Genomic DNA, 25,181 nt, shown 5'->3' with positions numbered 1-25,181 from the left:
GCTAACCGCCCCAACAAAAAAAACCCGCTGGCAGCACCAGCGGGCTTTTCTTTAGCCTTATGCGACCGCCGCGGTCGCCACGAACTCGACCTTGTAGCCGGGGTCCGCCAGCAGCGCCTGCACGCAGGCGCGTGTCGGCTTGTTGTCCGGATCGATCCAGCTGTCATAAACGCTGTTCATCCCAGCGAAGTCACCAATATCGGCGAGATACACCGCCATCGTCAGCAGCTGCGCCTTGCTGCCCCCGGCCTCCGCCAGCAACCGCTCCACTGCCGCCAGCGCCTGCTCGGTTTGCCCCACGATATCGAGGCTCGTATCCTCGGCCACCTGCCCGGCCAGATACACGACCCCGCCATGCACCACGGCCTGGCTCATGCGCTTGCCCATTTCCATTCGCTTGATCATGCGATCTCCTCGGCGCCCAGGCGCTCCATCACCAATTCCGCCCCCGCCAGATCTTCGAGGGCATGCCCCGCCGATTTGAACAGGGTGATATCCTCCGGCGCCCGCCGCCAACGCGGCGCTTCGCCCAGCAATTCGGCCAGCTCCGTTACGTCAGCTGCATCCAGCACACCAGCCGCTATGGGCTGGGCGATGTCGCCGGTTTCGGTTTTTGTGTGCGGCACGTCGACCACCACCCGCGCCCTGCGCACCAGGGCATCATCGCTTTCGCGCATGTCGCGGCGGAACCCGCCGACGAGGTCAATATGCGTGCCCGGCCGCACCTGCTCGCCCAGAATAATGGGCTCGCGCGCCAGCGTCGCCGCTGAAACGATCTGCGCCTGCCCCACGGCCTCGGCCAATTCCCCGGCCGCGCTCGCGGCAATCCCGCGCGCATGGAGGCTCGCGGCCAGCGCCTCGGCCTTGCCCGTGTTGCGCCCCCAGATCAGCACCCGCTTTGGCCGCAACACCGCCCAATAGGCCTCCGCCAGTGCTTCGGCCACGCTCCCGGTGCCCACCACAAGGAGGGTTTCGGGCTCGGGATTGGCCAGCACCGAAGCGGCCAACACCGAAGCGGCGGCCGTGCGCCGCGTTGTCAGCGCGTGGCCGTCGATCGTGCCCAGCGGCTCGCCGCTCGCGGCATCGAGCACCATATAGATCGCCCGCAGTGCCCCACCCGGTCGGTTGCCGAGTTCAGGCAAAACGGTCACGAGCTTGACCCCGATCAGCTTTCCCGGCCGCACTGCCGGCATCACCAGCAGCGTGCCCGCCGTCTGGCCCGGTGCCGCTTCGATCGGCACGGCCTGCCGGCTCGGCGCGGTGGGTGGCGCCAAAAACGCCTCCCGTAGTTTTGCCACCAGCGATGGATAATCCAGCAATCGCTCCACCGTCGCCGCGTCGATCACCTTGAGTGCGGTTGTCCCCGCCATCAGTAGATGACCTTGTCGGTCGCGGGATCGATCAGGTGCATGCTGTCCATGTCGACGGTGAGGGCAATCGTCTGCTTGGGTGCGGCTTGATAGGAAGGCGCCACCCGCGCACAGACATTTTCCGTGCCCACCCGCATATAAAGCAGCGTCTCGGCCCCCAGCGGCTCCACCAGATCCACGGTCCCGCTGAGCGCCGCGGTATTGGGGCGGTCATGCACATTGCTGAAGGCTTCGGGCCGCAGCCCTAGCACCACGTCGCGCCCGGCAAATGGCGCATAGGCATCCCGGCGCGACGCCGGCACGGCGAGCCGCTGCTCGCCCGGCAGCTGCACGAACAGCCCGTCACCCTCGGCCGCCAGCCGGCCATTGAGGAAGTTCATTGCCGGCGAGCCGATAAAGCCCGCCACGAACCGGCTCACCGGCCGGTTATAGAGTTCCTGGGGCGGCCCCGCCTGCTCGATCATGCCATTATTCATCACCACCACCCGGTCGGCCATGGTCATGGCCTCGATCTGGTCATGGGTCACATAAACCGTGGTGGTCGGGATCTGCTGGTGCAGCCGCTTGATCTCGGTACGCATCTGCACGCGCAGCTTGGCGTCGAGGTTGCTCAGCGGCTCGTCGAACAGAAACACTTTGGGGTTGCGCACAATGGCGCGTCCCATGGCCACGCGCTGGCGCTGCCCGCCCGACAGCATGCGCGGCTTGCGTTTGAGCAGTGGCTCGATCTCGAGCACCCGCGCGGCTTCCGCCACTCGCGCCGCCACTTCCGCCTTGGGCATGCGTCGTTGTCGCAAGCCAAAGGCGATGTTGTCGTAAACCGTCATATGCGGATAAAGCGCATAGTTCTGGAACACCATGGCGATGTCGCGTCGCCCCGGCTCGACATCGTTGATGGTCTTGTCGTCGATGCGGATCTCGCCACCCGAAATGGTTTCGAGCCCCGCGATCATGCGCAGTGTCGTGGATTTACCGCAACCCGAGGGTCCCACCAGCGCCACGAACTCGCTGTCGGCGATTTCGAGATCGATGCCCCGGACGGCCTGAAAGGTCTGGTAGGACTTGGTCAGGTTGCGGATCGAAAGATGGGCCATGTCGGCTCCTTCGTGTGAGAGCTTAGGCGCGAGCCAGCAGCATGTTGGACGCCAGCCAGAAGGGCGGCAGGCAGAGCGGGGTCGAGGACATCGGCAGGATGGCATCGTGAATGGCGACCCCGAGCTCGTCGCGCATAAAGGCGCGGCGCTGCTCGATGCGGGCAAAGACCTGCGGATGGCGCGTCCGGAGCTCTTCGCGCAGCTTGGCATCGGCAAAGGTCACCGCATCTTCGCAGTTGAGCGCCCAGCCATTGGGCATCGGCACCGGGATCACGTCGATCTGGAATGGCATGCCCGAAGCGATCCGGCTTTGAGAGCCCGGCCGCACCGGCGAGTTCAGCCATTCGTCATGGCCCGTCAGGTGCCCCGGGTTGAGCGCTGAACCCAGGCCGCCGCGCGCCAGCGCGCCGGTCACCGCATCATGGATTTCGCCACCGGTGACCCCGAGATCGGCCGTCTCATACCAGGTGATCAGGCCCTCGAAATAGCTCTTGGCGGTGGCGAGGAACGCCTCGTCATGGTCGGTAACGAGCCCGGCGCGTGACGCGAGCCCACCCCAAAAGCTCACCGCCGCCGAAATGCCATTGCCCTTGCCGATGATGCGCCCGGTTGGGCTCGAGAGCCCGATCACCGGCCCCGTAGCATCGCTGGTGGTCAGCATGGGGTGGCAGTTCATCGGCTCGCCGGCATAGCCCATGCGGCTCGCCGCCAGCAATTCGCTGTCCCCGGCCTGGATACCCGTCACCATGCGCCACACCGCTGCCGAGGCGCGCGCCGCGCCCCATTCATAGGCGGCGATCTGGTCGGCATCCACCACCGAGCGCAGGCCTTCGGTTTCATGCATCAGCACCGGAGTGGCTTCCGCCGGGCTCTGCCCGGTGATCCGCTTCAGGAGGATCGGCAGGTAAGCGGGCACGAACAGGCCCGGCTCCTCGCCGTCCCATTCCGTCCCCTCGAAATACTTCCACCCGACAACCCCCACGCTGTCGCCGCTCTTGATGCCGCATTCACGCAGCACCGCCTCGACACTTGGGCGTCGCGAGCGGTCCTGGGCCAACAGGCTCATCGACTGGGCCAGCACCACTTGCTTGCCAGGCAGCGGGGAAATGGCGGTATAGCTTTCATCCTCATTGCCCACGACGAAGATGCGCTGCTCGCCCGGGCCCAGCAGCAGCAGGGCCTCCTCGAAGCGCGGATCAAAGCCCGACATGAACATGATATTGGCGTTATGCTCGCGGTCGGCATAGATCACGAGCCAATCATGGCCGGCACGCCGATAGGCCTCGTTGCACCGCGCCGCATAGGTCGCGCCCGGAATGGCGGGCTGCTGCAGGGGAACCTCAATGGCCGGCGCGGCAATGGAACGAAGGGCAATGGTCATCAATAAAGGTCCTTTCAGCTCGCCGCAGATTCTGCGGCAGATGGGTCGGCAGCGCTGGGCGCATGCCAGAGCGGCGCCTTGGCGCCCGAAAAATTGGTGCAGCCTTCCAGCGCCAGGGCGACCCCGCCCAGCGGCACATTGTTGGTGCTGAGGCTCGAGAATTCGATCCGGCAATCCTGCAGCGCTGCGGGCAGCGCCAGCTCCTCGACGGCGTGGATCATCGAGTTGCGGATAAAGGGCGCCAGCCGCGCCAGACTCCCCCCGAGGATCACCCGCGGCGGATCGAAGATATTGATGAGGTTGGACACCCCGATCCCGAGATAACTGCCCATTTCAGCCAGCACATGCAGCGCCAGCTCGTTGCCCGCTTCGGCGAGGTTGAGCAGCTCGGCGGTCGAGGACACCTGCACCCCGTCCTGCTGCAGCCGCTGCGCCAGCGCGAAATCCGACACATAAGCCGACAGGCACCCGGTATTGCCGCAGCGGCAGAGCCGCCCATTGGGCACGATCTTGGTGTGGCCGAACTCGCCGGCATAGCCGCCATGGCCGCGAAACAGCGCCCCATCGAGAAACAGCCCCGCGCCCACGCCCGAGGAGCTGTCGAGATAAATGAAGGTCTCGTCCTCCGCGGCACTGCCGAACAGATATTCGGCCATCGCATCGGCATTGCAGTTGTTGTCGATGTAGAGCGACGCCTCGACGGCGTTGTCGAGCAGGCTGCGCAGCTCGAGGTCGCGCCAACCCAGGTTCGGCGAATGGGCGAGGTGCCCGTCGCGCCCCACCAGGCCCGGCACCGACACGCCGACGGCCCGCACTTCATTCATGCTGCGCCCGATGCTGGCCACGAGCTCGCCGATCCCTGCGCGCAATTCGGCCGCAAGTTCAGAGCGATGCGGCAGCGTGCGCGTCACCTGCCCCAGCGGCGCCCCATCGAGCCCCGTCACCACATAGCTGATCTCGCCGGGTACCGGATGCACCCCGACCAGGAGGCCCCCATTGGCCGAAATGGAAATCCGCTCCCCGGGCCGCCCGCGACCCTTGCCCGCGACCTTGGTGGCGCGCTCGATCAGCCCGATGGCTTCGAAATCCTTGAGGATCGCCGAGACCGTCGACTTGTCCGTCTCGGCCTTGTCGGCGATCTCGCGCTGCGAGGCATTGGGATTGAGCCGGATCGCATGGAAGATGCGCGAGGCATGGATCTGGCGAACAACAGATGGATGCATGAGCTAGTCCCTCTCGGGCGGGCGTGGCGAGGCAGCCGGGGAATGGGTCATCATTTTGACGAGCCACCCAACAGGCCCCGCGTGAATGCCTTCTGGAACAGCAGGAATGCAATCATCATCGGCACGATCGAAATGATCGTCGCCGCCATCATCGGGCCGTCATCCACGTCAAGCCCGCCGATCATGGCATAAAGGCTGACCGGCGCCGGGCTGTTCTGCCCGCTGGTGAGGGTCAGCCCGAAGAACAGGTCATTCCAGGCCGACCGGCTCTGCACGATGGCGATCGCCGCCAGCCCCGACACCGATGCGGGCAGCAGGATCTTGAAGAAATACCCCGCCGGCCCGCAGCCATCGAGCTGCGCCGCCTCGAACATCGAGCGGGGCACCGTCGCAAAATAGTTGCGCATGAAAAACGTTACGAAGGGCAGACCATAGGCGGTATGGACCAGCCACATCCCCGGAATGGTGTTGTAGAGCCCGAGCGAGCGCATGATCATGAACAGCGGGATCTGCACCGCCTGATAGGGCACGAGCATCCCGGCGAGGATCAGCAAATAGACGACGCGCCCGCCCGGGATATTGACCTGCGACAGCGGATACGCCGCCAGCGAGCCCACAAACACCGACAGCACGACCGAGGGGATGGTGATGAGGAAACTGTTCCACACCGAGCGCCCGATCCGCTCCCAGCCCTCGGTATAGTTCTGCCAATAGATTTCGCTCGGCAATTGCAGCGAATAGGGGATTTCGGCCGGGCTCTTGAGGCTGGCATTGAACGCCATCAGCAGCGGCGTCAGATACAGGATCGCCAGCACGACGAGGATGAAATAGCGCAGCCCGGTGGAAAACGCAGGGCGACGGACGGCAAAGGCGCTCATTCGCGCACCTCCTCGACCTGGGTGGACATGTAATAAACATAGGGCATCACCACGATGGCCGCGAGCACCAGCAGCAGCACCGCGATCGCCGCGCCCTGCCCCATCTGGAAGCGCGAGAACGAGGTCTCGTACATATCGACCGCCAGCACATAGCTCGATTCAAACGGCCCGCCCTGGGTCATGGACCAGACGATATCGAAGACGCGCATGGAGTCGACGCCGGCAATCCCCAGCACGACGACCGTCGAGGGCAAGAGCAGCGGCAGCTTGATTTTGGTGAGGATCGTCCAGGGCGACGCCCCATCGATCCGCGCTGCCTCGATATATTCGGTGGGCAGGTTCCGCAGCCCGGCAAAGTAGATGAGGAAGGTGAACCCGCTCCACGCCCAAAGCGAGGCCGCCATGATCGAATAGGTCACGATCTGCGGGTCGCCCAGCCAGTTCTGGTTCCACTCCGACAGCCCCAGACTGTTAAGCACGGTCGAGAACAGCCCCGTCGTCGGCCGATACAGCCACCGCCAGGCCGACGCCACCGCCACGGTCGTGATGGTGAAGGGCAAAAAGAAGATGGTCCGGAAAATATAGGCGCCCTTGACGTCGCTATCGAGCAAGAGCGCGAGCCCCAGCCCCACGATCGTGGGCAGCACCAGGAAATAGATCAGCCACTGGAAATTGTTGAACAGCGCATGCATGGTGCGCGGCTGGTTGAGGATCTGCTGGAAGTTCGCCAGTCCAACCCATTGCCGCTCCACCGACATTCCGTCCCAGGAATGCAGCGACAGCCAGATCGTATCGATCACCGGGTAAATGAAGGCGGCGATAAACAACGCGATCGGACCCAGCAAGAACAGCGCATAAACCAGGTTGCGCCTGGCTCTGAAATCAAGTCCGCCCATGACTGGCCCCTTCCTGCATTCCCAACCCGGCGCCCGCGCGCGCCGGACGATCGGCCCCCCGCCGGAGCGGGGGCCTTGTGTCATCACCAGGCGTAGAACAGCTTCTGGCCCGCCATCGAGAGGCGCATCTGCTCGAGCATTTCAAGCGAAGTCTCGAGCCCTTCCGGCGTGGGATTGGCCGCGTATTTCTCGATCTCGGTGCCGATCGCCATGCGGTAATCCACCGGCAACAGGATCATGAGGCTGGGCAGTGCCATGGTGGCGAACCGCTCCGCTTCGCGCTTGCCGATCACGTCATAGATGTCGGTGGACACTTCCACATTGGGCGCGAGCGAACCCTTGGGCTGGTTGAACGCGGTTTGCGCTTCCACCGACACCACCGAGCGCACGAACTGCTTGCCCTGCTCCTGCAGGTCGCCCTTGAGCACCACCACCGTATCGGTCTGGAAGATCGACTGGTCCTCCGTGCCCGGCGCGACAAAGAAGTCGTAATCCTCGCCCGGCGTCCAGCCGCGGCCCTTCATATAGCCCGAAATCCAGTTGCCGGCCTGATACATGCCGATCTCGCCGCGCATCAGCTGGTCCGAGCTGTCAGCCCAGGCGGCCGCCGTCCAGTTGGGCGCATAATGCTCGGCATAGTTCTCGCGGAAGATCTCGAAGGCTTCGCGCATTTCGGGGCCGGTCCAGGACAGCTCCCCGCGGGCAAACTGCCAATAGCCCTCTTCGCCCACAACGCTCAGCAGCGGCGCATAGAAGTTGTAAAAGCTCCAGGGCCAGCCCGCCGAATTGCCAAGGCACGCTACATTGTTGGCCTCGAGCGTTTCGCACACCGTGTTCCACTCTTCCCAGGTCGTGGGCGGGGTCAGGTTGAGCTTTTCAAACAGCGCCTTGTTGTAGAACACGTCATTGACGATGCTCAGCGAAATCGGCAGCGCAGTGTGCACGCCATCAAAGGTGATGATCCGGCGCAGCCCTTCGGGGAAAATCTCGTCACCCCGGATATCCTGCCACACATCTTCGATGTCGAGGATGCGGCCCGAATTGGCCACCTGGGTCAGGTCATAGCCCGAGTTGAACTGGTAGGCCATCGGCGGGGTGCCACCCATCAGCGACACCTGCACCTGCTGGCGCAAGCCTTGGGTATGGCCCGGGATCACCCGCTCGGTGACCGGGGCGTCCGGGTTCTGCTTGTTGATCTCGGCAATCATGGCTTTGACGCCATCATACTCGCCGCCGACGCCCATATAGTGCCAGAACTCGGGCACCTGCTGGGCCGAAGCGGGCGCGATGCCGGCCGCGACCGACAGCGCGAGGAGGGATACGGCAAGAAACTTGGATCTGCTGGACATGGGTTAAACCTTTTGCTGGCCGGTCGTGACATCCAAAAACTGCGCACCCCATAATTTGTTGGAGTGTAGGATTATTGATTGACCGGCTGAGCGTGGCTGTCAATCGGGCCTGCTTGCTTTTAGTGCAATTTTTCTGCTGCTACAAAACTAGCCAGCGCGAGAGCACCAGAGTCGGTATCGCTTTGAAACCGGCTGAAACGTGCGCTGAACCGGGTAAAATCCAGTAAATCTCGCCTCCGTTGCGCGGCTCGAACCGGCGCACCTGCGCCTGAACCGTCGCCTGCCCTGTGGAAAATCCATCCCCGGAAACCTCAAAGAACGGTTTGACAACTCCCCAAAATAGGTTTGATTATCAAAAGAAATAAACTGAGGCTGCGGAACGCTGATCCGCAGCAGCGCGGAGAGTACGGCATGGCCTATACCTCGACCCATTGGGGCGTGTACGAGGCAAAGAACACCGGCGGGACGGTGGAACTGACCCCGGCTCCCTGGGACCGCGACCCCTCCCTCCTCAGCCGCTCCCTCACCTCCGGCCGCGATGCGCCCGCCCGCATCCGCCGCCCGGCCATCCGCGCCGGTTTCCTCAAATCGGGCGCCGCCTCGCGCGAACGCCGTGGGCGAGAACCCTTTGTGGAAGTGCCCTGGGACGAAGCCTTCAACATCACGGCGCACCACATCGCCCGCGTGCGCGAGCAATACGGCAATGAGAGTTTTTACGGCGGCTCCTATGGCTGGTCGAGCGCCGGCCGCTTCCACCACGCCCAAAGCCAGTTCAACCGCTTCTTTCGCCTCACCGGCGGCTATGTCGACAGCGTCGACAGCTACTCCCTCGCCGCCGCCCGCGTGATCCTGCCCCATGTGGTCGCGCCTTGGGGCGAGCTGTCCCAGGGCCATACCGATTGGAACAATCTGGCCGAGCATACCGACCTCTTCATCGCCTTTGGCGGCCTGCCCGCCAAGAACACCCAGGTCAATCCGGGTGGCGCGAGCGACCATGTGGTGCGCGAAGCCCTGCGCCGAATGGCGGCCGGCAAAACCCAGTTCGTCAATGTCAGCCCGAGCCGCTCCGACCTGACCGATGCCGAGGGCTGCGAATGGCTGCCGATCCGGCCTGGCTCCGACACTGCCCTGATGCTCGCGCTAGCCTATGTGCTGATCGCCGAAGACCTGCACGACCAGGCCTTTGTCGAAAGCCACAGCGTCGGCTTCGAGCAGCTGCGCGATTATCTCTTTGGCGCCGCCGACAACCAGCACAAGACCCCCGCCTGGGCCGCCCCGCTCTGCGACATCCCTGCCGACATCATCACCGCGCTCGCCCGCCGCATGGCCAAGGGGCGCACCATGATCAATGTCGCCTGGTCGCTGCAGCGCGCCGAAAATGGTGAATTGCCCTATTGGATGGCCGTCAACCTTGCCGTGCTGCTGGGCCAGATCGGCCTGCCCGGCGGCGGCTTTGGCGTTGGCTATGCCTGCATGCAAAGCGTCGGCTCGGGCCGCTTCCCTTTTTCGGGCCCCCGCCTGCCCCAGGGCACCAACCCGGTCACCACCTTCATCCCGGTGGCCCGCGTCTCCGACATGCTGCTCAATCCCGGTGGGTCCTTCACCTATGATGGCGGCAGCTTTACCTATCCCGATATCCAGCTGGTTTACTGGTGCGGTGGCAACATCTTCCACCACCACCAGGACCTCAACAAGCTGATCGAGGCCTGGCGCCGCCCCGAAGTGACCATCATCAATGAGAGCTTCTGGACGCCGCACGCCAAGTTCTCCGATATCGTCTTGCCCGCCACGACAACCCTTGAACGCAACGATATCGGCAGCGCCTCGCTCGACCGCTTCATGGTCGCCATGAAGCGCGTTGCCGATCCTGTCGGCGAAGCCAGGGACGACTACGATATCTTCAGCGGCATTGCCGAGCGCCTCGGCTTTGCCGAGCAACTGCGCGAAGGCCGCACCGCCGAGCAATGGCTCGAAGTGCTCTACGAGGAATGCCGCCCCCGCGCCGAGGTCTTCGGCATCACCCTGCCGCCCTTCGAGCAGTTCTGGGAAGAAGGGCTCTTTGATCTGCCCGCCCCCGAGCAGGATACGATCATGCTCGAAAGCTTCCGCAAGGATCCCGAGGATTTCCCCCTCAACACGCCCTCGGGCCTGATCGAGATGACCTCGACCAAGATCGCGGGCTTCCACCTGCCCGATTTTCCGGGCACCCCGGAATGGCGTGAACCGCGCGAATGGCTTGGCGCCCCGCGCGCCCAGACCTATCCCCTCCATCTCCTCTCCAACCAGCCCAGCACACGCCTCCATAGCCAGTACGATCATGGCGTCGTCAGCCGCGAATCCAAGATCAACGGCCGCGAACCTCTCACCATGAACCTCGCCGATGCCACCACGCGCGGCCTTGCCCATGGTGATGTGGTGCGCGTCTTCAATGATCGCGGCGCTTTCCTTGCCGGTCTCGTCGTCAGCGACGCCATCCGCCCCGGCGTCGTCCAGATCGCCACCGGCGCCTGGTATGATCCGCTGGTTCCCGGCGAGATCGGCACCCTCGACAAGCATGGCAACCCCAATGCCGTCACCCAGGATATCGGCGCCTCGAGCTTGAGCCAGGGCTGCGCCGCCCAAAGCGCGCTGGTGCAGGTAGAGCGCTTTATTGGCGAGTTGCCGCCCATTACCGCTTTCCAGCCCCCGCAATTCGTCGCCAAGGAGCCTTAGCCCATGCGCTTTTCCGCCTGCCTCGAAATGCTGTTTGTTCCCGAAACCGCCGATTTCACCGCCCGCATCGCCCTGGCCCGGTCAGCCGGCTTTGATCTGGTGGAATTCTGGCGCTGGACCAACAAGGATCTCGATGCGGTGGAAGCGGCGCTGCGCAAGCATGGGGTTGCGCTCTCGGGCATCGTCGCCGAACCCATGATCCCGCTGACCGATCCCACGCGCCACGCCGAGTTTCTCCTCGGGCTCGAGGACAGCATCGCCACCGCCCAGCGCTTGGGCGCGCCGCTTCTCATTGCCCAGGCCGGCAACGAGATCGATAGCCTCACTCGGGCCGAACAGCACGACGCCATCGGCACTGTGCTGCGCCGCGCCGCTCCCCTGCTGGAGCGCGCCAACATCATTCTGGCGCTCGAGCCGCTCAACACCTTGGTGGATCACGCCGGCTATTTCCTCCATTCCACGGTTGAAGGGCTCGATATCGTCGATGCCGTTGGCAGCCGCCATGTGCGCCTCCTCTATGACATCTACCATTCGGCCGTGATGGGCGAGAACATCGCCAGTGTGCTCGACGGCCGGCTCGATCGCATCGCTCACGTCCACCTCGCTGACGCCCCCGGCCGCAACGAGCCCGGCAGCGGCGAGATGGATTGGCAGGGCAAGCTCGATTGGCTGGGGCGCGCCGGCTACGATGGCCCCGTCGGCCTCGAGTTCCGCCCTACCGGTCCGACGGTCGACGCGCTCGAACTCGTGCTTTCCCGCTAACCCTCCCTCATCTCGGGCCCTTCTTTACCCATGGACTACACCACCCTCCCCCTCGACGCCGGAGCCATCCTTGCAGGCGTGCGCCCATGGGTCGAATGCGAAAGCCCCTCCTGGGATGCCGCCGCCGTCAATCGCATGATGGATCTGGCAGCCACGCACATGCAGAGCATGGGCGCGACCCTCGAGCGCTTCCCCGGCGACAAGGGCTTTGGCGATTGCCTTTATGCTGATTTCAATCCCGAGGACCCGCGCCCGGGCATCCTCCTCCTCGGCCATCTCGATACCGTCCATCCTATCGGCACCCTCGCCGGCCCGCTCAGCTGGCGCCAGGACGGCAACAAGGCCTATGGCCCCGGTCTTTACGACATGAAGAGCGGCAACTATCTCGCCCTCGAAGTGCTGCGCCTGCTGCGCGAAGGCGGCGCCAATTTCCACCTGCCCGTCCGCATGCTCCTCGTCTCGGACGAAGAATCGGGCAGCCCTTTCAGCCGCCCGCTGATCGAGCGCATCGCCCGCGACCAGCGCTTCGTGCTCGTGGTTGAAGGCGGCGACACCAGCGGCAATCTCGCCGTCGGCCGCTACCCCGTCGCGCGCTTCCGCATCCGCACCTATGGCAAATCCAGCCACGCCCTGATCGAGCCCGGCATCGGCGTGTCCGCCCTCTCCGGCCTCGCCCGCATCGTGCCGCGCGTCGAAGCCCTGGCCCAGCCCGGCCGCTCGCTCACCGTCAACTATATCCAGGCCGGCCAGCACGTCGCCATCATCCCCACCGAAGGCACGATCGGCCTCGTCTCCACGGCCAAGACTCTCGACCTCCTAGAAGACGTCTACCACCAGCTCGTGCGCATCGTCCAAGAAGAGATGGGCGAGCGCGGCGAAGTCATCCGCTTCTCCAACCGCCCGCTCTGGACCCCGACCGCCGCCGACCACGCGCTTTGGCAGCAAGCCCGCACCCTCGCCGACCCGCTCGACCTTCCATTCGGTCACGACATGATGTTCGGCGGCTCGGACGGCAACATCACCGGCGCGCTGGGTGTCCCGACCCTCGATTGCCTCGGACCATTGGGAGCCGATGCCCATCAATTGACCGAGCACATCCTGCTCGATTCCGTGGTGCCGCGCGGTCGTCTCCTTGCCGGACTGCTGCTCACCCTCCAATAGCAGTCTAGGGCCGTTCAGAACCCGTTCATCTTCATGGCAATAACGTGACCAGGAGCCCCTTTCGCCGACTCTCGACACTGGCAAGTTTCGCGCTAATATAGTTTCTGACCATGTTGCGACGACACGATCGAGCGTCATGCGACACCGTGCTGTCCAAAACTAGCCGCGAGTAAACATGGCCCACGACTTCCAGCAAGACGTTGATGCTGTTCAAAGAATTGGCGCCGTCCCCACCATCCTCGACGTCGTTTGCCGCGCCACCGGCATGGGCTTTGCCGCCGTCGCCCGCGTTACGGAAGACCGCTGGGTTGCTTGCCAGGTCCTTGACAATATTGGCTTTGGCCTTCCCGCGGGTGGTGAACTCAAGGTAGAAACGACGCTCTGCCACGAAATCCGCCAGCACCGGCAAGTCATAGCGATCGACAATGTCGCGGAAGATCCGGTTTATTCTTCCCACCACACACCGCAGATCTATGGCCTCAAGAGCTATATCTCTGTGCCCATTACCATGCCCGATGGCCGGTTCTTCGGAACACTTTGCGCCATCCATCCTGAACCGGCTGAGGTCAACAACCCCCAGGTGATCGGCACGCTCACCCTTTTTGCCGAGCTTCTCGCCTATCACCTTGAAGCCGAAGACAAACTCGCCGCCGCCGAAACCCGCGCCACCGATCAGCAAGCCAATTCCGACCTGCGCGAACAATTCATCGCCGTGCTCGGCCACGACCTGCGCAACCCCCTCGCCGCCATCGACGGCGGCGCCAATATCCTGCTGCGCGAAGGCGCCTGGACTGAAAAAACCCCGGTCATCCTGCGCCTGATGAAGAACAGCGTCACCCGCATGAGCGGCCTGATCGACAACGTGCTGGATCTGGCGCGCAGTCGTCTAGGCGGCGGCATCGCCCTCAACATCGACGCCGAAAGACCGCTAAAACCTACGCTGGAACAAGTGGTTGACGAAATCCGCGCCGCCAATCCGGCGCGCGTGATTGACGCGGAGATCGACATTCCCCGCGCTATCAAGGTCGACCATCACCGCATCGCTCAGATGTTTTCCAACCTGCTCGGCAACGCCATTACCCACGGCGCCGACGACCAGCCGATCCACGTCCAAGTTAAACTGGAAGACGAAGCCATCCTCGCGCTATCGGTGATCAACGCCAGCGAACCCATCCCTCCCGAGATGATGGAGCACTTGTTCAAGGCCTTCCATCGCGGCCAAGTGCGCAGCAATGCCGAAGGGCTGGGCCTCGGCCTCTATATCGCCGCGCAGATCGCCGAAGCCCATGGCGGCAAGATCGACGTCCATTCCGACGCCCAAGCCACCCGCTTCACCTTCCGCATGCCCCTGAGTTAAGTCTCTGCAGCAGCTCAGCTAATCGAATAGCCGCCATCCACGACAAGGGTTGATCCGGTGACAAACCCGGCTGCCGGCGAGCAGAGATAGAGCACCGCATTGGCGACGTCCTCCGGCCGACCCCACCGCCCCATCGGCGTGCGCGCCAGGATCGGGTCCGAACGCGCAGGATCATCGCGCAGCGCCTTCGTCAGGGGCGTTGCGATCCAGCCCGGCGCCACCGCATTGACGCGGATGCCGTCCTTGGCAAAGGCAATGGCGAGCGATTTGGTCAGCTGGTTGACGCCACCCTTGCTCGCCGCATAACCCGGCACCAATCCCCCGCCGAAAAACGACAGCATGGACGCAAGATTAACGATGCTCCCCTGCCCCACTGCCGCCAGCAGCGGCCGCGCCGCCGAACACATTCGCATCGTGCCATTAAGATTGACGTCAAGCACCTGCTCGAACACCTCTGGATCCAGTTCCTCGCCCCGCCGGATCATCCCCGCGCAATTGACGAGGATATCGAGCGCCGGCAGCTTGCCCACGAGCTCTCCGATGGCCGCGGCATCGCGCACATCGAGGAGGCCCAGTTCCGCCCCGGCAAAATCCGCATCCCCGGACAGCGCATCGATCTCGCGCTGCGCCACGCCCGTCGCAGTGACGTGGGCACCCGAAAGCGCAAACGCCCGCGCCACCGCCGCCCCGATCCCCGAGGTCCCCCCGGTCACCAGCACCCGCTTGCCCGCATACCACCCGCGGGCCCAGTCGTAGCTCATGGGCTCAGCGGACGAACTGGTCGACATAATCGGCTCCCAGTCCCACCTTCTCGTAATGGGCGCGGCACATGTCGATCTTGGTGAACACGTCCTCGTAGCCGATATGCTGGTTGTTCTCGTCGAGATAAACCATGGAGCCAGTGATGTTGAAGAAGGTGATCATCTCCTCCACATCCTCGGGCACCAGCAAGGTATGGACTTCGCCGGGCGGCTCGAACACATACGAGCCGGTCTCGGCCACCCAGTCATGCTCGCGATAATGCCAGCGCCCCTTGATCACATAGCCATGCACCGGGTTGGGATGCAGGTGACGCGATAGTACCCCTGAGCGGCGCACCCGCAACAAATTGCACCATTGCCCCACCAGAGTATTGAGCATCAGCGGCCGAAACCAAACCCCCTCCGCCTGCGGCACCCACACCCGCTCATCATCGGGCACCGCCTTGACCGCAATCTCGGGCGGCGCCAGGGGATGGGCTGAACCGTTCATGGTGCTGTACATTGCTCGGCTTTCCTCCACGCAGGCGCGCTTGGCGCCCGCAAAAACTTGGGTGTTGTCTAGACCCGATCCCGGGGCCGTTAAGCGGATTGGGTGACTGCACCATCCGCCATGGCCGCTTCCAGAATGGCGCGATAGTCCTCGGCTGACGCCTCCCGTGGATTGGTGGGATGGCTGTGATCGGCGAGTGCCCGCTCGATGACCCAATCAAACTGGTCACGGCTCAGGCCCATCTGCGCGAGCCCCGGCGGCAGACCAAATGAGCGATTTAGCGCCTCGAGCGTATCGGCAAGATCTTCATCTGGGCCGAGCCCCATTGCCGCTTTGAGCCGCTTGAGCTTGTCGGCCACAGCAGGCGCGTTGAACCGGACCACGAGCGGCATCAGGATGGCATTCAGTGTGCCATGATGAAGGCTGAGATCCTTCAATCCGCCTAGAGCGTGGCTCAGTGAATGCACTGCCCCCAAGCCCTTCTGGAACGAGAGCCCGCCATGCAGCGCCCCAAGCATCACCTCGGTGCGCGCCCCAATATCTGCCCCATTGGCAAAGGCCAGCGGCAGATTGCGCCAGACCCGCCCCGCCCCGTCGAGCGCGATGGCCTCGGCTGTTGGATTGAAGCGCGGAGAAAAGAACGTTTCGATGCAGTGGGACAATGCATCGAGCCCCGTCGCCGCCGTCAGGTGAGGCGGCAGCCCCAGCGTCAGCTCGGGGTCGCAAATGGCGCAACGCGGGATCAGATGCGGGCTGATGATGCCAAGCTTGCGTCCATCCTCCAGTGTCAGCAGCGCCGCCCGGCCCACTTCCGCGCCGGTTCCGGCCGTCGTGGGAATAGCAATTGTCGGCGCCACCGCGGGGGTGATCCGCTCCAGCCCGCCATAAATCGCCGCATATTGCTCGAGACTACCTGGATGGGTCGCGAGCAGCGCCACGCCCTTGGCCAGATCAATGGGCGATCCCCCGCCCAGCGCCACAACGCCATCGCAATTGCCGGCTCGATACGCCACGAGCGCCGCATCGACCGCCCCTTCGGTGGGGTTGGGCGGCGTATCAAGAAACACTGCGCTCCCATCGGGAAGCAAGCTCTCCACCCGCGCCAACAGGCCAGAAGTAGCAATACCGCGATCCGACACCAGCAGCGGCCGGGTAACCTTGAGCTCAGCCAAGGCCGCCGGCAAGTTTGCTATCTCCCCCGCGCCAAAATCGATAGCGGTCAAATAGGCGATGCGGGCCATGTTACGCCCCCGCCTTGCAGCAAATGCCGCCTGACCACCGCGTGGCAACATCGTCGCGCAGCCCGTGCCGAATTTCCATTCATCCCCCCGTCGCGACCTTGCGCGTGACCGACCACTCCTCGGTCGACTTGTCGTCATGGTCAATCTGAGGGGGCCCTTTGTCAACGGGGGCAGTGCCGGCTTGAACAGAGCTTGGCGCGGCCACGGCCACCCGCTATCACTTCCGCGCAGTTGGGCGCTTGCCGGCTGCCTCTTGGCGGCCATGCGTGACGCAAGACTTAAGAACCACCAGGCAAGGAGAGAGCCGTTGAAGAAGATTCGTTGGGGCATTTTGTCGACGGCTAATATCGGCATGGAAAAGGTGACGCCCGCCATCATGCGCTCGGCCCATTCGGAGGTCGTCGCCATCGCTTCGCGTGACCTCGGCAAGGCCCAGGCTGCCGCGGCAAAGCTGGGTATTCCCAAGGCTTATGGCTCTTACGAGGAGCTTTTTGCCGATCCCGACATCGACGCGATCTACAACCCGCTGCCCAATCACCTCCATGTCCCTATGACCCTGGCTGCCGCCCAGGCGGGCAAGCATGTGCTCTGCGAAAAGCCCATTGCTCTCTCGGCTGCCGAGGCCGAACAGCTGCGCCAGATCCCATCCGACCGCATCGTGCTCGAAGCCTTCATGATCCGCTTTCATCCGCAATGGCTGCGGGCACGCGAGATCATCCGCTCGGGCGAACTGGGCGAGGTGCGCGCCATCAATGCAGTTTTCACCTACTTCAACGCCGACCCCGCCAATGTGCGCAACCAGGCCGATATCGGCGGCGGCGGCATTATGGATATCGGCTGCTATCCAGTCACGACCGGCCGCTTCCTGTTTGAGGCCGAACCGCAGCGGGTCGTGTCCCTCGTCGAGCGCGATCCGCAATTCGGCACCGACCGCCTGGCCAGCGTCCTGATGGATTTCGGCGGTGGCCGGCAGCTCAATTTCGTCTGTTCGACCCAGCTCACCGGCGAGCAGAGCGTTACGGTGCTGGGCACCAAGGCAAAGCTTGAAATCATCGTCCCCTACAACGCTCCCGCCAACGAGCGGACGGCAATCACGGTCGACACCGGCGCGCCATTTGATGGCTCCCTCGCCCGGCGTGAAATCCTGCCCGCCTGCGATCAATATACCGAACAGGCCGAAGCCTTCGCCCTTGCCGTGCTTGGCGAACAGCCCCTGCCCTGGGGAGTCGAGGACGCAATCAGCTCGATGAAAGTGCTCGATGCCATTTTTGTCAGCGAGAAATCGGGCGGCTGGGCCACGGTCTAACCCCTTGCCCTTGCTCTGGCGCCGCCCACCGGCGCCAGAACACGCTTACACCTCAGCTTGGCCTGGCAGCCGGCACAAACGGGCGGAGCCGGTGCCCATCGGTATCTTCGGCGACAAAGGTGAAGCCGAAGGGCAGCTCGACCGGCTCCTGCAGGACGGTCAGGCCCAGCGCCTGCCAGTGTCGGTAAGTGGCCAGCAAGTCCTCGCGGCTGCCTTCGGTAAAGGAGATCTCGCTGCCGCCCACCGGCTTGGGCGCCGGCTGGATCTGGTCCTTGGCCCAAAGCCCGATCTTCATGCCGCTGGGCAGCACGAACAAGGCAAATCCCGACCGGTTCTGCACCGGCGCGACGCCCAGCAGCTTCTGGTACAGCTCGGCGCTCGCTTCGGTATCGGCCACCGCCAGCAACAGATAATTCAACACACGCATCGTCTAGCTCCTTTTTGGCTGGAGCCAGACCTACGGCACCGGACTGTCAGTTTCCGGCAGGGTCGGGGTGGCGGATTCCTTCGCGCTCTCGCCACTGCTTGAGAAGCGCCGCGCGCCGCGCCGCGTATCGGTCGGGCAGCACGTCGAGCCGCGTGATCCGATCGAGCCGGAATGCCCGGAAATCCTGCCGCAGCTCGCACCAGGCCAGCACCACCCGCACGTGCTCGAAGAACGCCACGGCGAAGGGCCAAACGACGCGCTCGGAGCCGGCGCCATCACCTTTGTCATAGGCAGTGCGAGCTTGTTCTGGCCCCGAATAGCGGCACGGATCGCTCCCAGATCCACAATAGTAGGCACCACATCGCTGCGCGCGACGAGGAGGCTCGTCGCTTCCACAGCATCGCGGATGGTGTCAGGCAAGACGGCGCTGACTTTACTTAAAAGGCTCGCCGCCGCCGCGCTCAGCCTCGGGTCCTCGCGACGCTGCTCCACCCAGCGCGACCCGAGCACCAGCGCCTCGATCTCCTCAGCCGAGAACATCAGCGGCGGCAGGGTAAAGCCGGGCCGCAGCACATAACCGAGCCCGGGCTCACCACGGATATCGGCCCCCTGCGCCTGCAGTGTCGCGATATCGCGATACAGAGTGCGGATCGAAATACGCAGTTCCTGTGCCAACTGCTCACCCGCAACGGGGCTGCGCCGATTGCGCAGCAATTGCAGCAGATCAAGCAGGCGTTCGGTGCGGGACATCGGCATCCGGACTTGAGTTCAACTAGGCCCACTCCCTAGCATACCCCGCCCCGCCTGACGGCAGGACCGCGCCCCTGCTCCGCAGGGCTAACCCGCTACCAGTTCGGGGCTGCGCACCAGCCGCCCATCGGGACGCTCGAGCAACTTGCCCCTGTCGCTGAGAGCCCTCTGGCTTAGCTCCATTAAGTCCCGGGCCGGTTCGAGCTGCCCGTCACCCGCATCGGCTGGATCGAGCACCGAGGCCTTGAGCAGCCGTGAATAGGGATGCTCGGGTGCATCCAGCACCACTCGGGCTGGCCCCATTTCGACCACCATGCCCTTTTGCATGATGATCAGGCGGTCCGAAATATAATAGGCCGTAGCGAGGTCGTGGGTGATGTAGATCACCGACACCCGGAAGTCGTCACGCAGGGAGCGCAGCAGGTTGACGATCGACATGCGCAGCGACGCGTCCACCATGCTGACGGGCTCGTCGGCGATCAGCAGCGCCGGATTGGGGATCAGCGCCCGCGCGATTGCCGCCCGCTGCAACTGTCCCCCGCTCAACTCATGGGGGAACCGGCCTCGCACTTCCGCAAGGCTCAGCCCGACCTTTTGCAGCGCCTCGTCCATAGCGGCATCGATCTCCCCACGCTGCCTCAACCCAAGGAACTGCCGCGCCGTGGACTCCAGGTAACGATCGACCCGCTTGAGCGGGTTAAACGCTTCGAACGGGTTTTGGAACACGGGCTGCACCTTGGCCATGAAGGCCTGCCGCTCGGCGCGGCTCACATGATGGCTGATCGTCTTGCCGCGAAAGCGGATTTCCCCGCTCGTGGGGGTTTCCAGCCCCAGGATCATGCGAGCCAGCGTCGTTTTGCCTGATCCGCTTTCCCCGATCACGGTAAAGATTTCGGGCTTGTCGAGCGCGAGCGAAAAACTGGCACCCTGAACCGCGTCGACCATTTTGCGGCCAAACAGCCCGCCCATCGCATAGCGCTTGCTGACATGGCTGACGTCGAGAAGATCGCTCATGCCGGCTCCCTTAGCTTGACGGCTGGCGCGACGAGCGGCTCCACATCGCGCCAGCGCCAGCAAGCCGTGCGGTGGTCGGGCGCGACCGTTTCAAGGGGTGGCGCCTCCTGCCGGCATTTGTCCACCGCCAAGGGGCAGCGCGGATTGAACCGGCACCCAGACGGCGGCTCCGCTAGATTGGGTGGCCTCCCCTCGAGCGCCGGCCGCTGCACCGTGTCGCCGATGCGCGGCAGGCTTGCCACCAGATGGGCGGTATAGGGGTGCTTGGGTTGGAAGAACATCTGCCGGGTCGGCCCCTCTTCCACAAGCCGGCCGGCATAGATGATCCCGACACGATCAGCGACATTGGCATGAACGCTCATGTCATGAGTCACGAACACCACGGAAGAGCCCATCTCCTGCTGGATTTCCCGGATCAGCCCGAGCACTTCCTTTTGCACAACCACATCGAGTGCTGTGGTCGGCTCGTCGGCGATGATGAACTGCGGGTGGCACACTGTCGCCAGCCCGATGGTAACCCGCTGGCGCATCCCGCCCGATAATTCATGTGGGTAAGCATTGAGCACCTCGGGCCCGAGCTTCAGGCGCCCCAGATGCGTCACCACCCGCTCGCGCAACTCGTCGCCCTTGAGGCCCAGCGGGCGGGCGGCATAATCATCGAAGATCTTGCCGATCCGGCGCACTGGGTTAAGCACGCTCATCGAGCCCTGCATGATATAGGACAGATACCGCCAGCGGATCGCCTCAATCTGCGCCTTGTCGGCACTCGCCACATCGACGGTGAGCCCATCGAAGTCATAGCGCACCACCCCCTCGATGATGCGCAGCGGCGGCCGGATCGCCGCCGCCAGCACCTTGATGAAGCTCGTCTTGCCCGAAGAGCTTTCCCCCGCAATGCCATAAACCTCGTTGCGGCGCACGCTCATGGTGATGTCGTCCACCGCCCGGACTTCCCGGCGCACGCCGAAATAATTCATCTGGTAATAGGCCTTAAGCCCCCGAACGGTGAGCAGGTCCTCGCTCATGGCTAAGCTCCCATCCGCCGCAGCCGGCTGCGCGGATCGATATATTCGTTGAGGGACACGGCTAGCAGGAAGAGCCCAATGAAGGTGATGACGATCAGCACCACCGGGATCACCAGCCACCACCAGGTGCCCACCACCATCGCCGAATGGTTGTTGGCCCAATACAGCGTCGTGCCGACGGTGGGGATGTTGATATTAGTGAACCCCAGCACCGCCAGCGTCACCTCCATGCCGATCGACCAGATCATGTTGGCCATCGCCGTCGCAAAGATGATCGGCATGACATAAGGCAGGTGTTCCTGCAGCAAGATCTTGGGTGTCGACATCCCTGAATAGCGGGCATGGCGGGTAAATTCGCGATGTTTCAGGCTCAGCGTCACCGAGCGGATCAGCCGCGCATCATAGGCCCAGCCCAGCACCGCCATGACGGCGGCCAGGGTGTAGGTATTGAGCCCCGAACGCATCACGAAGTAAAACAGCACCAGCACCGGAAAGGACGGCACCGCCACGAAGATGTCGTTGATGAACATCAGCACGCGGTCGACCCACCCCCCAAGATAGCCTGACAGCAGCCCCACGGTAATCGAGATCACTCGCGAGATCGCCGCCACGATCAACCCGAAAGTCAGCGTGTTGCGAAAGGCGAAGCTGAGGTTCCAGAACATGTCCTGCCCGCGCGAATTGGTGCCGAACCAATATTGGGCCGAAGGCGGCTGGTCCGGGATAGCCAGATAGATCTGGGTGGGATCGACCGGGGAGAAAAAGCTCAGGCAGGCATAAAGAACGATGATCCCCACCAGCACCAGACCAATGGCAAATTCGATGTTGTAGCGGATGAGGTCGCGCAGCACGGCAAACATGGCTGGCTACTCCGCTTTTACGCGTGGATCGAGCACGGGATACAAGAGATCGATAGCAAGGATCGCGATCCCCACCGCCGCGATCGACACCGACGATACCGCCAGCACCAGGCCATAGTCGCCGCCATTGACCGCATCGATCAGCAGCGAGCCCAGCCCGGGATAATTGAACACCTCCTCGGTGATCACCGTGCCCGAAAATATTCCGCCCAGGCTCATCGCCAACCCCGTCAACTGCGGGATCATGGCATTGCGCAGAACATATGAGCTCACGATACGTCCCGGCCGCACGCCGGCGAGTTCGGCATAGGTGACATAGTCCTCGGTCACCACATTGGACACCAGCGCCCGCATGCCCAAAAACCAGGTACCAATTCCCACCAGGACCAGCGAGGTCGCGGGCAAGATGGCATGCTGGAGCACCGAAAAGGCGAATTCCCAGCTCCAGCCCATCCGGACATTCATGGCAAAGCCGCCTGAAATGGGCAGCACCGGCCACACGAACCCGAAGATGATGAGGAGGATAAACGCCACGATATAATACGGGATCGGCTGCAGCCCCATGGTCAGGATACCGAACGCCTTGAGGAAGCGGTTGTTCTGATAGTAACCAGCCAGGCCCCCTAGCAGATTGCCTACGACCCAGGTGATGATCACCGTTACGGCCAGCAGGCCCGCCGTCCAGGGCAAGGCGCGCATAACCAGGTCCATGGCGGGCGTAGGAAAGGCGATCAGCGAAGGCCCCAGATCACCCTGGAGCAGGCGCCCCCAGAAGCTGAAAAACTGCGTTATCAGCGGCGCGTCGGTGCCGTAAAGCTCCGTCAGCGCCGCCCGGAGTTCGGCAATGGCATCAGGCCGGAAACCCGAGCGCGCCGTGATGCGATCAACTGCCTGGTCCACCGGATTGACCGGCGACAAATGGGTGATAAAAAAACTCGCCGAAATGCCGGCCGCGATCACCCCGATCAGCTGCAAAATGCGTTTAAGCACGAAGGATAGGTAGCCGGTCATAGGCGGATCTCTTGCTGAAGGTCCCGCCGCTCCCTCCAATTGATGGAAGCAAGGTTTGGCACGGTCCCGGTTCAAGCCGACAATTCGCTGCGGGCCGGACGGCGGGCGTAAACCCGCCGTCGGCATGGTTGAGCGCAGGGCGTCAGTTGCCCGCCACGGGCTTTAACTGGGTCAGGATGTAGCGCGAGTTCGCCCAGTTGTTGACCGGGTTGGCATAGGGGTTCTCCGAATTGGGATAGCCCGTCCAATAGCGCTCCGACACCACCGAGAACACGTTGTAACTCATCAGCGGGATGATGGGCATTTCGTCCACCATCAGCCGGACGAACTCCTGTCCGTATTCCACATTCTTGGGATCGTTGAAGTCGATGACGCGGATCTTTTCGATGATCTCATCGAGCCGCGGATCGCTCCAGCGCTGCCAGTTGCGGGCGGGCTGCACTTCGCCCGGGGGCGCAACGAACTGTGAGTGCCAGCTGTCAAGGAAGTAAGACAGGTCGGGATGGCCGCCCCAGCTTTCCACGCTCCACCAGATATAGCTGTCGTAGCGGCCAGCATTGCGCAGATCAGCATGGTCGGACGCCACCTGCAGTTCCACCTGCACCCCATTGTGGTTCCAGTTCTGGGCGACCATGGTGCCGGCGCGATTGATCACGCCATCGGACGGGATCAGCAGGGTAAAGGCAAAGGGTTGCCCATCCGGCATCATCCACTGGTTGCCGTTGCGGGTAAACCCGGCCGCTTCCAGCAGCTCGGTTGCCGCCTGCACATCCTGCTTCCACCAGCCATAGCCAAAGGCGTTGCGGATGGCCCCCTCGTCGGTCGGCACCTGGTCACCATATTGCGGGCGAACCATTTCAGCGATCTGCAAGCCGACATTGGGATCATAGGGCTGGATGGTGCGGCTGCCGGTATCGAGCTGATAGTCGATCAGCCATTGCTGCATCGGCCCATGATAGTCCTGCGGATGGGTGCCGGTGGGCGGAATAGCGATGGGCGACAGCGTTGCTGCGCCCCGATAGCTGGCCATGGAGATTGCCCGTGCGTCCAGCATTAGTGCCAGGGCCCAGCGCACGCGCCTATCCTGGAACTTCTCGTTTTGCGTGTTGAAGATCACGCTGGGCAGCGTCGGGTCCGGATGAGCATAGGGGAAGCCCGGGAACCAGCCCTTGGCGTTCTCGTCCTCGGCGATGATGGAGAAGGTGCCTTCGGGCGAAAGATCGTGGATCATGTCGAGATTGCCATTTCGCATCTCGATCAGCCGGTTATCGATATTGATATTGTTGCGGTACACGACGTGTTCGGGCGTGGGTTCGCCCACGAGGCCCAGCGTTGTGTTCTGCCAATCCTCGCGCTTGTCCCAGATATACCAGGTGCCATTGGGATCAAAGCTGTTGAGGGTATAAGCACCTAGCGTTACGGGTGGGTTGAAGTCGAATTCGAGCACATTGTCGACTTGGCTGAACACATGCTCGGGCATGATCCAGGCCCCGTTCCAGCGCACTGAAAAGACAGAGTGGAAGCGCGAATTGGGTGCTTTGAGCGTGAACTTGACGGTGTAGGGGTCAATCGCCTCGACTGTTTCCACCTGGGTGGAGAATGCGCCGCTCCACACCATGCCGGGCGTGTTCTTCTGCGTCTCGACCGTGAACACCACGTCGTCGGCGTTGAAATCCTCGCCGTCGCTCCATTTTATGCCCTCGCGCAGCCGCACGGTCATCTCGGTGAAGTCGTCATTATATTCGGCCGGCCCGGTAGCGAGCGTGTCGTAGATGGCACCATCGAGACCCGCATCGGGATCGATGAACCACAACGTGTCCATTGCCAGCTGCTGTAGACCCGTGCTGAGCCCGCCTCCGGCATTCACCCAGATGTTGAACCAACCGGGATTCCGGATAGTTGCTTCCGGGTTTTGCAGGATCAAGGTCTCGTTACGCGGAAAGTCGTTGAGCGGTGGCGCGGCGGGCGCTGTGTCCTGCGCCGTGGCTAAACTGCCCACCGCAAGGGACGCAAAAGCAACCGACGCCAGAAGCGTCTTCCAGTTTCGCATAATCTCCTCCCAAAGGGGCGTTCCTCAACAGCCCCAACCTTCATGCTATATTAAGAGTTACTC

The 25,181-nt window shown here is 63.3% G+C and carries 22 protein-coding genes and 1 pseudogene; 5 read left to right on the top strand and 18 right to left on the bottom strand.

Features of this window, described 5'->3' with window-relative positions:
• Nucleotides 1–57: 57 nt before the first annotated feature.
• The 8 genes from AC3YMN_RS02295 to AC3YMN_RS02260 all read right to left on the bottom strand — a co-directional run bounded on the left by AC3YMN_RS02295 (nt 58) and on the right by AC3YMN_RS02260 (nt 8,191).
• On the bottom strand, nt 58–405 hold the full coding sequence (locus AC3YMN_RS02295; protein ID WP_489888775.1) for a RidA family protein: 348 nt from the start codon (nt 403–405) through the stop codon (nt 58–60).
• A complete protein-coding gene (locus AC3YMN_RS02290) occupies nt 402–1,370 on the bottom strand; it encodes a bifunctional Delta(1)-pyrroline-2-carboxylate/Delta(1)-piperideine-2-carboxylate reductase (protein WP_489888774.1) in 969 nt (322 codons plus the stop codon). The genes AC3YMN_RS02295 and AC3YMN_RS02290 overlap by 4 nt, the downstream gene beginning before the upstream one ends.
• Nucleotides 1,370–2,464: an ABC transporter ATP-binding protein gene (locus AC3YMN_RS02285; protein WP_489888773.1), complete on the bottom strand. Its 1,095-nt coding sequence runs from the start codon at nt 2,462–2,464 to the stop codon at nt 1,370–1,372. The genes AC3YMN_RS02290 and AC3YMN_RS02285 overlap by 1 nt, the downstream gene beginning before the upstream one ends.
• Nucleotides 2,465–2,486: 22 nt before the next feature.
• Entirely contained in the window at nt 2,487–3,845 is a 1,359-nt protein-coding gene (locus AC3YMN_RS02280; protein WP_489888772.1) for a Xaa-Pro aminopeptidase, read from the bottom strand.
• Nucleotides 3,846–3,859: 14 nt separating this feature from the next.
• Nucleotides 3,860–5,068: an ROK family transcriptional regulator gene (locus tag AC3YMN_RS02275; RefSeq protein WP_127753859.1), complete on the bottom strand. Its 1,209-nt coding sequence runs from the start codon at nt 5,066–5,068 to the stop codon at nt 3,860–3,862.
• 50 nt (nt 5,069–5,118) lie between these two features.
• Nucleotides 5,119–5,946: a carbohydrate ABC transporter permease gene (locus AC3YMN_RS02270; RefSeq protein ID WP_489888771.1), complete on the bottom strand. Its 828-nt coding sequence runs from the start codon at nt 5,944–5,946 to the stop codon at nt 5,119–5,121.
• Nucleotides 5,943–6,842, bottom strand: a complete 900-nt coding sequence (locus AC3YMN_RS02265) for a carbohydrate ABC transporter permease (RefSeq protein WP_172124017.1) — start codon at nt 6,840–6,842, stop codon at nt 5,943–5,945. Before AC3YMN_RS02265 ends, AC3YMN_RS02270 begins: the two co-directional genes overlap by 4 nt.
• Nucleotides 6,843–6,925: 83 nt before the next feature.
• The gene (locus AC3YMN_RS02260; RefSeq protein WP_489888770.1) at nt 6,926–8,191 is read right to left on the bottom strand and encodes an ABC transporter substrate-binding protein; all 1,266 of its coding nucleotides are present in this window, start codon (nt 8,189–8,191) and stop codon (nt 6,926–6,928) included.
• 411 nt (nt 8,192–8,602) lie between these two features.
• Between AC3YMN_RS02260 and AC3YMN_RS02255 the strand changes: the two genes are divergently transcribed.
• The 4 genes from AC3YMN_RS02255 to AC3YMN_RS02240 all read left to right on the top strand — a co-directional run bounded on the left by AC3YMN_RS02255 (nt 8,603) and on the right by AC3YMN_RS02240 (nt 14,183).
• The gene (locus AC3YMN_RS02255; protein ID WP_489888769.1) at nt 8,603–10,903 is read left to right on the top strand and encodes a molybdopterin-dependent oxidoreductase; all 2,301 of its coding nucleotides are present in this window, start codon (nt 8,603–8,605) and stop codon (nt 10,901–10,903) included.
• A 3-nt stretch (nt 10,904–10,906) separates the two neighbouring features.
• A complete protein-coding gene (locus tag AC3YMN_RS02250; RefSeq protein ID WP_489888768.1) occupies nt 10,907–11,665 on the top strand; it encodes a hydroxypyruvate isomerase family protein in 759 nt (252 codons plus the stop codon).
• Nucleotides 11,666–11,695: 30 nt separating this feature from the next.
• Entirely contained in the window at nt 11,696–12,826 is a 1,131-nt protein-coding gene (locus AC3YMN_RS02245; protein WP_489888767.1) for a M20/M25/M40 family metallo-hydrolase, read from the top strand.
• A gap of 175 nt (nt 12,827–13,001) precedes the next feature.
• Nucleotides 13,002–14,183 carry a GAF domain-containing sensor histidine kinase gene (locus tag AC3YMN_RS02240; RefSeq protein ID WP_489888766.1) on the top strand — a complete coding sequence of 394 codons (1,182 nt, stop codon included), beginning with the start codon at nt 13,002–13,004 and terminating at the stop codon, nt 14,181–14,183.
• 14 nt (nt 14,184–14,197) lie between these two features.
• Here AC3YMN_RS02240 and AC3YMN_RS02235 read toward each other — a convergent pair whose 3' ends face one another.
• The 3 genes from AC3YMN_RS02235 to AC3YMN_RS02225 all read right to left on the bottom strand — a co-directional run bounded on the left by AC3YMN_RS02235 (nt 14,198) and on the right by AC3YMN_RS02225 (nt 16,675).
• Nucleotides 14,198–14,971 (bottom strand): SDR family NAD(P)-dependent oxidoreductase, encoded by a 774-nt coding sequence (locus tag AC3YMN_RS02235; protein ID WP_489888765.1) that lies wholly within the window; start codon nt 14,969–14,971, stop codon nt 14,198–14,200.
• Entirely contained in the window at nt 14,949–15,446 is a 498-nt protein-coding gene (locus AC3YMN_RS02230) for a 2,4'-dihydroxyacetophenone dioxygenase family protein (RefSeq protein ID WP_489888764.1), read from the bottom strand. Before AC3YMN_RS02230 ends, AC3YMN_RS02235 begins: the two co-directional genes overlap by 23 nt.
• A gap of 77 nt (nt 15,447–15,523) precedes the next feature.
• Nucleotides 15,524–16,675 (bottom strand): iron-containing alcohol dehydrogenase, encoded by a 1,152-nt coding sequence (locus AC3YMN_RS02225; RefSeq protein WP_489888763.1) that lies wholly within the window; start codon nt 16,673–16,675, stop codon nt 15,524–15,526.
• Nucleotides 16,676–16,982: 307 nt separating this feature from the next.
• On the opposite strand from AC3YMN_RS02225, the gene AC3YMN_RS02220 reads away from it, so the two are divergent.
• Complete coding sequence (locus AC3YMN_RS02220) at nt 16,983–17,981, top strand: Gfo/Idh/MocA family protein (protein WP_489888762.1); 999 nt, start codon at nt 16,983–16,985, stop codon at nt 17,979–17,981.
• Nucleotides 17,982–18,033: 52 nt separating this feature from the next.
• On the opposite strand, the gene AC3YMN_RS02215 is transcribed toward AC3YMN_RS02220, so the two are convergent.
• From AC3YMN_RS02215 to AC3YMN_RS02185, 7 genes and pseudogenes are all read right to left on the bottom strand, one after another.
• Nucleotides 18,034–18,408, bottom strand: coding sequence for a VOC family protein (locus AC3YMN_RS02215; RefSeq protein WP_489888761.1), 375 nt, complete (start codon nt 18,406–18,408; stop codon nt 18,034–18,036).
• Nucleotides 18,409–18,454: 46 nt separating this feature from the next.
• Nucleotides 18,455–19,158, bottom strand: a pseudogene (locus tag AC3YMN_RS02210) (helix-turn-helix transcriptional regulator).
• 87 nt (nt 19,159–19,245) lie between these two features.
• A complete protein-coding gene (locus AC3YMN_RS02205) occupies nt 19,246–20,172 on the bottom strand; it encodes an ABC transporter ATP-binding protein (protein ID WP_489888760.1) in 927 nt (308 codons plus the stop codon).
• A complete protein-coding gene (locus AC3YMN_RS02200) occupies nt 20,169–21,197 on the bottom strand; it encodes an ABC transporter ATP-binding protein (RefSeq protein WP_489888759.1) in 1,029 nt (342 codons plus the stop codon). The genes AC3YMN_RS02205 and AC3YMN_RS02200 overlap by 4 nt, the downstream gene beginning before the upstream one ends.
• A 2-nt stretch (nt 21,198–21,199) precedes the next feature.
• A complete protein-coding gene (locus AC3YMN_RS02195; RefSeq protein ID WP_127753873.1) occupies nt 21,200–22,057 on the bottom strand; it encodes an ABC transporter permease in 858 nt (285 codons plus the stop codon).
• 6 nt (nt 22,058–22,063) lie between these two features.
• Nucleotides 22,064–23,068, bottom strand: coding sequence for an ABC transporter permease (locus AC3YMN_RS02190; RefSeq protein ID WP_489888758.1), 1,005 nt, complete (start codon nt 23,066–23,068; stop codon nt 22,064–22,066).
• Nucleotides 23,069–23,210: 142 nt separating this feature from the next.
• Entirely contained in the window at nt 23,211–25,118 is a 1,908-nt protein-coding gene (locus tag AC3YMN_RS02185; protein ID WP_489888757.1) for an ABC transporter substrate-binding protein, read from the bottom strand.
• Nucleotides 25,119–25,181 lie beyond the last annotated feature (63 nt).

The sequence above is a fragment of the Devosia sp. Z11_6 genome (assembly GCF_058133665.1).
Note: the sequence above shows the minus strand (reverse complement) of the source record. Positions and strands in the feature narration are given on the sequence as shown.

What these genes read in the sequence shown, in the direction of transcription:
- AC3YMN_RS02295 (WP_489888775.1), bottom strand. Translation starts at nt 405, where the DNA reads ATGATCAAGCGAATGGAAATGGGCAAGCGCATGAGCCAGGCCGTGGTG.
- AC3YMN_RS02290 (WP_489888774.1), bottom strand. Translation starts at nt 1,370, where the DNA reads ATGGCGGGGACAACCGCACTCAAGGTGATCGACGCGGCGACGGTGGAG.
- AC3YMN_RS02285 (WP_489888773.1), bottom strand. Translation starts at nt 2,464, where the DNA reads ATGGCCCATCTTTCGATCCGCAACCTGACCAAGTCCTACCAGACCTTT.
- AC3YMN_RS02280 (WP_489888772.1), bottom strand. Translation starts at nt 3,845, where the DNA reads ATGACCATTGCCCTTCGTTCCATTGCCGCGCCGGCCATTGAGGTTCCC.
- AC3YMN_RS02275 (WP_127753859.1), bottom strand. Translation starts at nt 5,068, where the DNA reads ATGCATCCATCTGTTGTTCGCCAGATCCATGCCTCGCGCATCTTCCAT.
- AC3YMN_RS02270 (WP_489888771.1), bottom strand. Translation starts at nt 5,946, where the DNA reads ATGAGCGCCTTTGCCGTCCGTCGCCCTGCGTTTTCCACCGGGCTGCGC.
- AC3YMN_RS02265 (WP_172124017.1), bottom strand. Translation starts at nt 6,842, where the DNA reads ATGGGCGGACTTGATTTCAGAGCCAGGCGCAACCTGGTTTATGCGCTG.
- AC3YMN_RS02260 (WP_489888770.1), bottom strand. Translation starts at nt 8,191, where the DNA reads ATGTCCAGCAGATCCAAGTTTCTTGCCGTATCCCTCCTCGCGCTGTCG.
- AC3YMN_RS02255 (WP_489888769.1), top strand. Translation starts at nt 8,603, where the DNA reads ATGGCCTATACCTCGACCCATTGGGGCGTGTACGAGGCAAAGAACACC.
- AC3YMN_RS02250 (WP_489888768.1), top strand. Translation starts at nt 10,907, where the DNA reads ATGCGCTTTTCCGCCTGCCTCGAAATGCTGTTTGTTCCCGAAACCGCC.
- AC3YMN_RS02245 (WP_489888767.1), top strand. Translation starts at nt 11,696, where the DNA reads ATGGACTACACCACCCTCCCCCTCGACGCCGGAGCCATCCTTGCAGGC.
- AC3YMN_RS02240 (WP_489888766.1), top strand. Translation starts at nt 13,002, where the DNA reads ATGGCCCACGACTTCCAGCAAGACGTTGATGCTGTTCAAAGAATTGGC.
- AC3YMN_RS02235 (WP_489888765.1), bottom strand. Translation starts at nt 14,971, where the DNA reads ATGTCGACCAGTTCGTCCGCTGAGCCCATGAGCTACGACTGGGCCCGC.
- AC3YMN_RS02230 (WP_489888764.1), bottom strand. Translation starts at nt 15,446, where the DNA reads ATGTACAGCACCATGAACGGTTCAGCCCATCCCCTGGCGCCGCCCGAG.
- AC3YMN_RS02225 (WP_489888763.1), bottom strand. Translation starts at nt 16,675, where the DNA reads ATGGCCCGCATCGCCTATTTGACCGCTATCGATTTTGGCGCGGGGGAG.
- AC3YMN_RS02215 (WP_489888761.1), bottom strand. Translation starts at nt 18,408, where the DNA reads ATGCGTGTGTTGAATTATCTGTTGCTGGCGGTGGCCGATACCGAAGCG.
- AC3YMN_RS02205 (WP_489888760.1), bottom strand. Translation starts at nt 20,172, where the DNA reads ATGAGCGATCTTCTCGACGTCAGCCATGTCAGCAAGCGCTATGCGATG.
- AC3YMN_RS02200 (WP_489888759.1), bottom strand. Translation starts at nt 21,197, where the DNA reads ATGAGCGAGGACCTGCTCACCGTTCGGGGGCTTAAGGCCTATTACCAG.
- AC3YMN_RS02195 (WP_127753873.1), bottom strand. Translation starts at nt 22,057, where the DNA reads ATGTTTGCCGTGCTGCGCGACCTCATCCGCTACAACATCGAATTTGCC.
- AC3YMN_RS02190 (WP_489888758.1), bottom strand. Translation starts at nt 23,068, where the DNA reads ATGACCGGCTACCTATCCTTCGTGCTTAAACGCATTTTGCAGCTGATC.
- AC3YMN_RS02185 (WP_489888757.1), bottom strand. Translation starts at nt 25,118, where the DNA reads ATGCGAAACTGGAAGACGCTTCTGGCGTCGGTTGCTTTTGCGTCCCTT.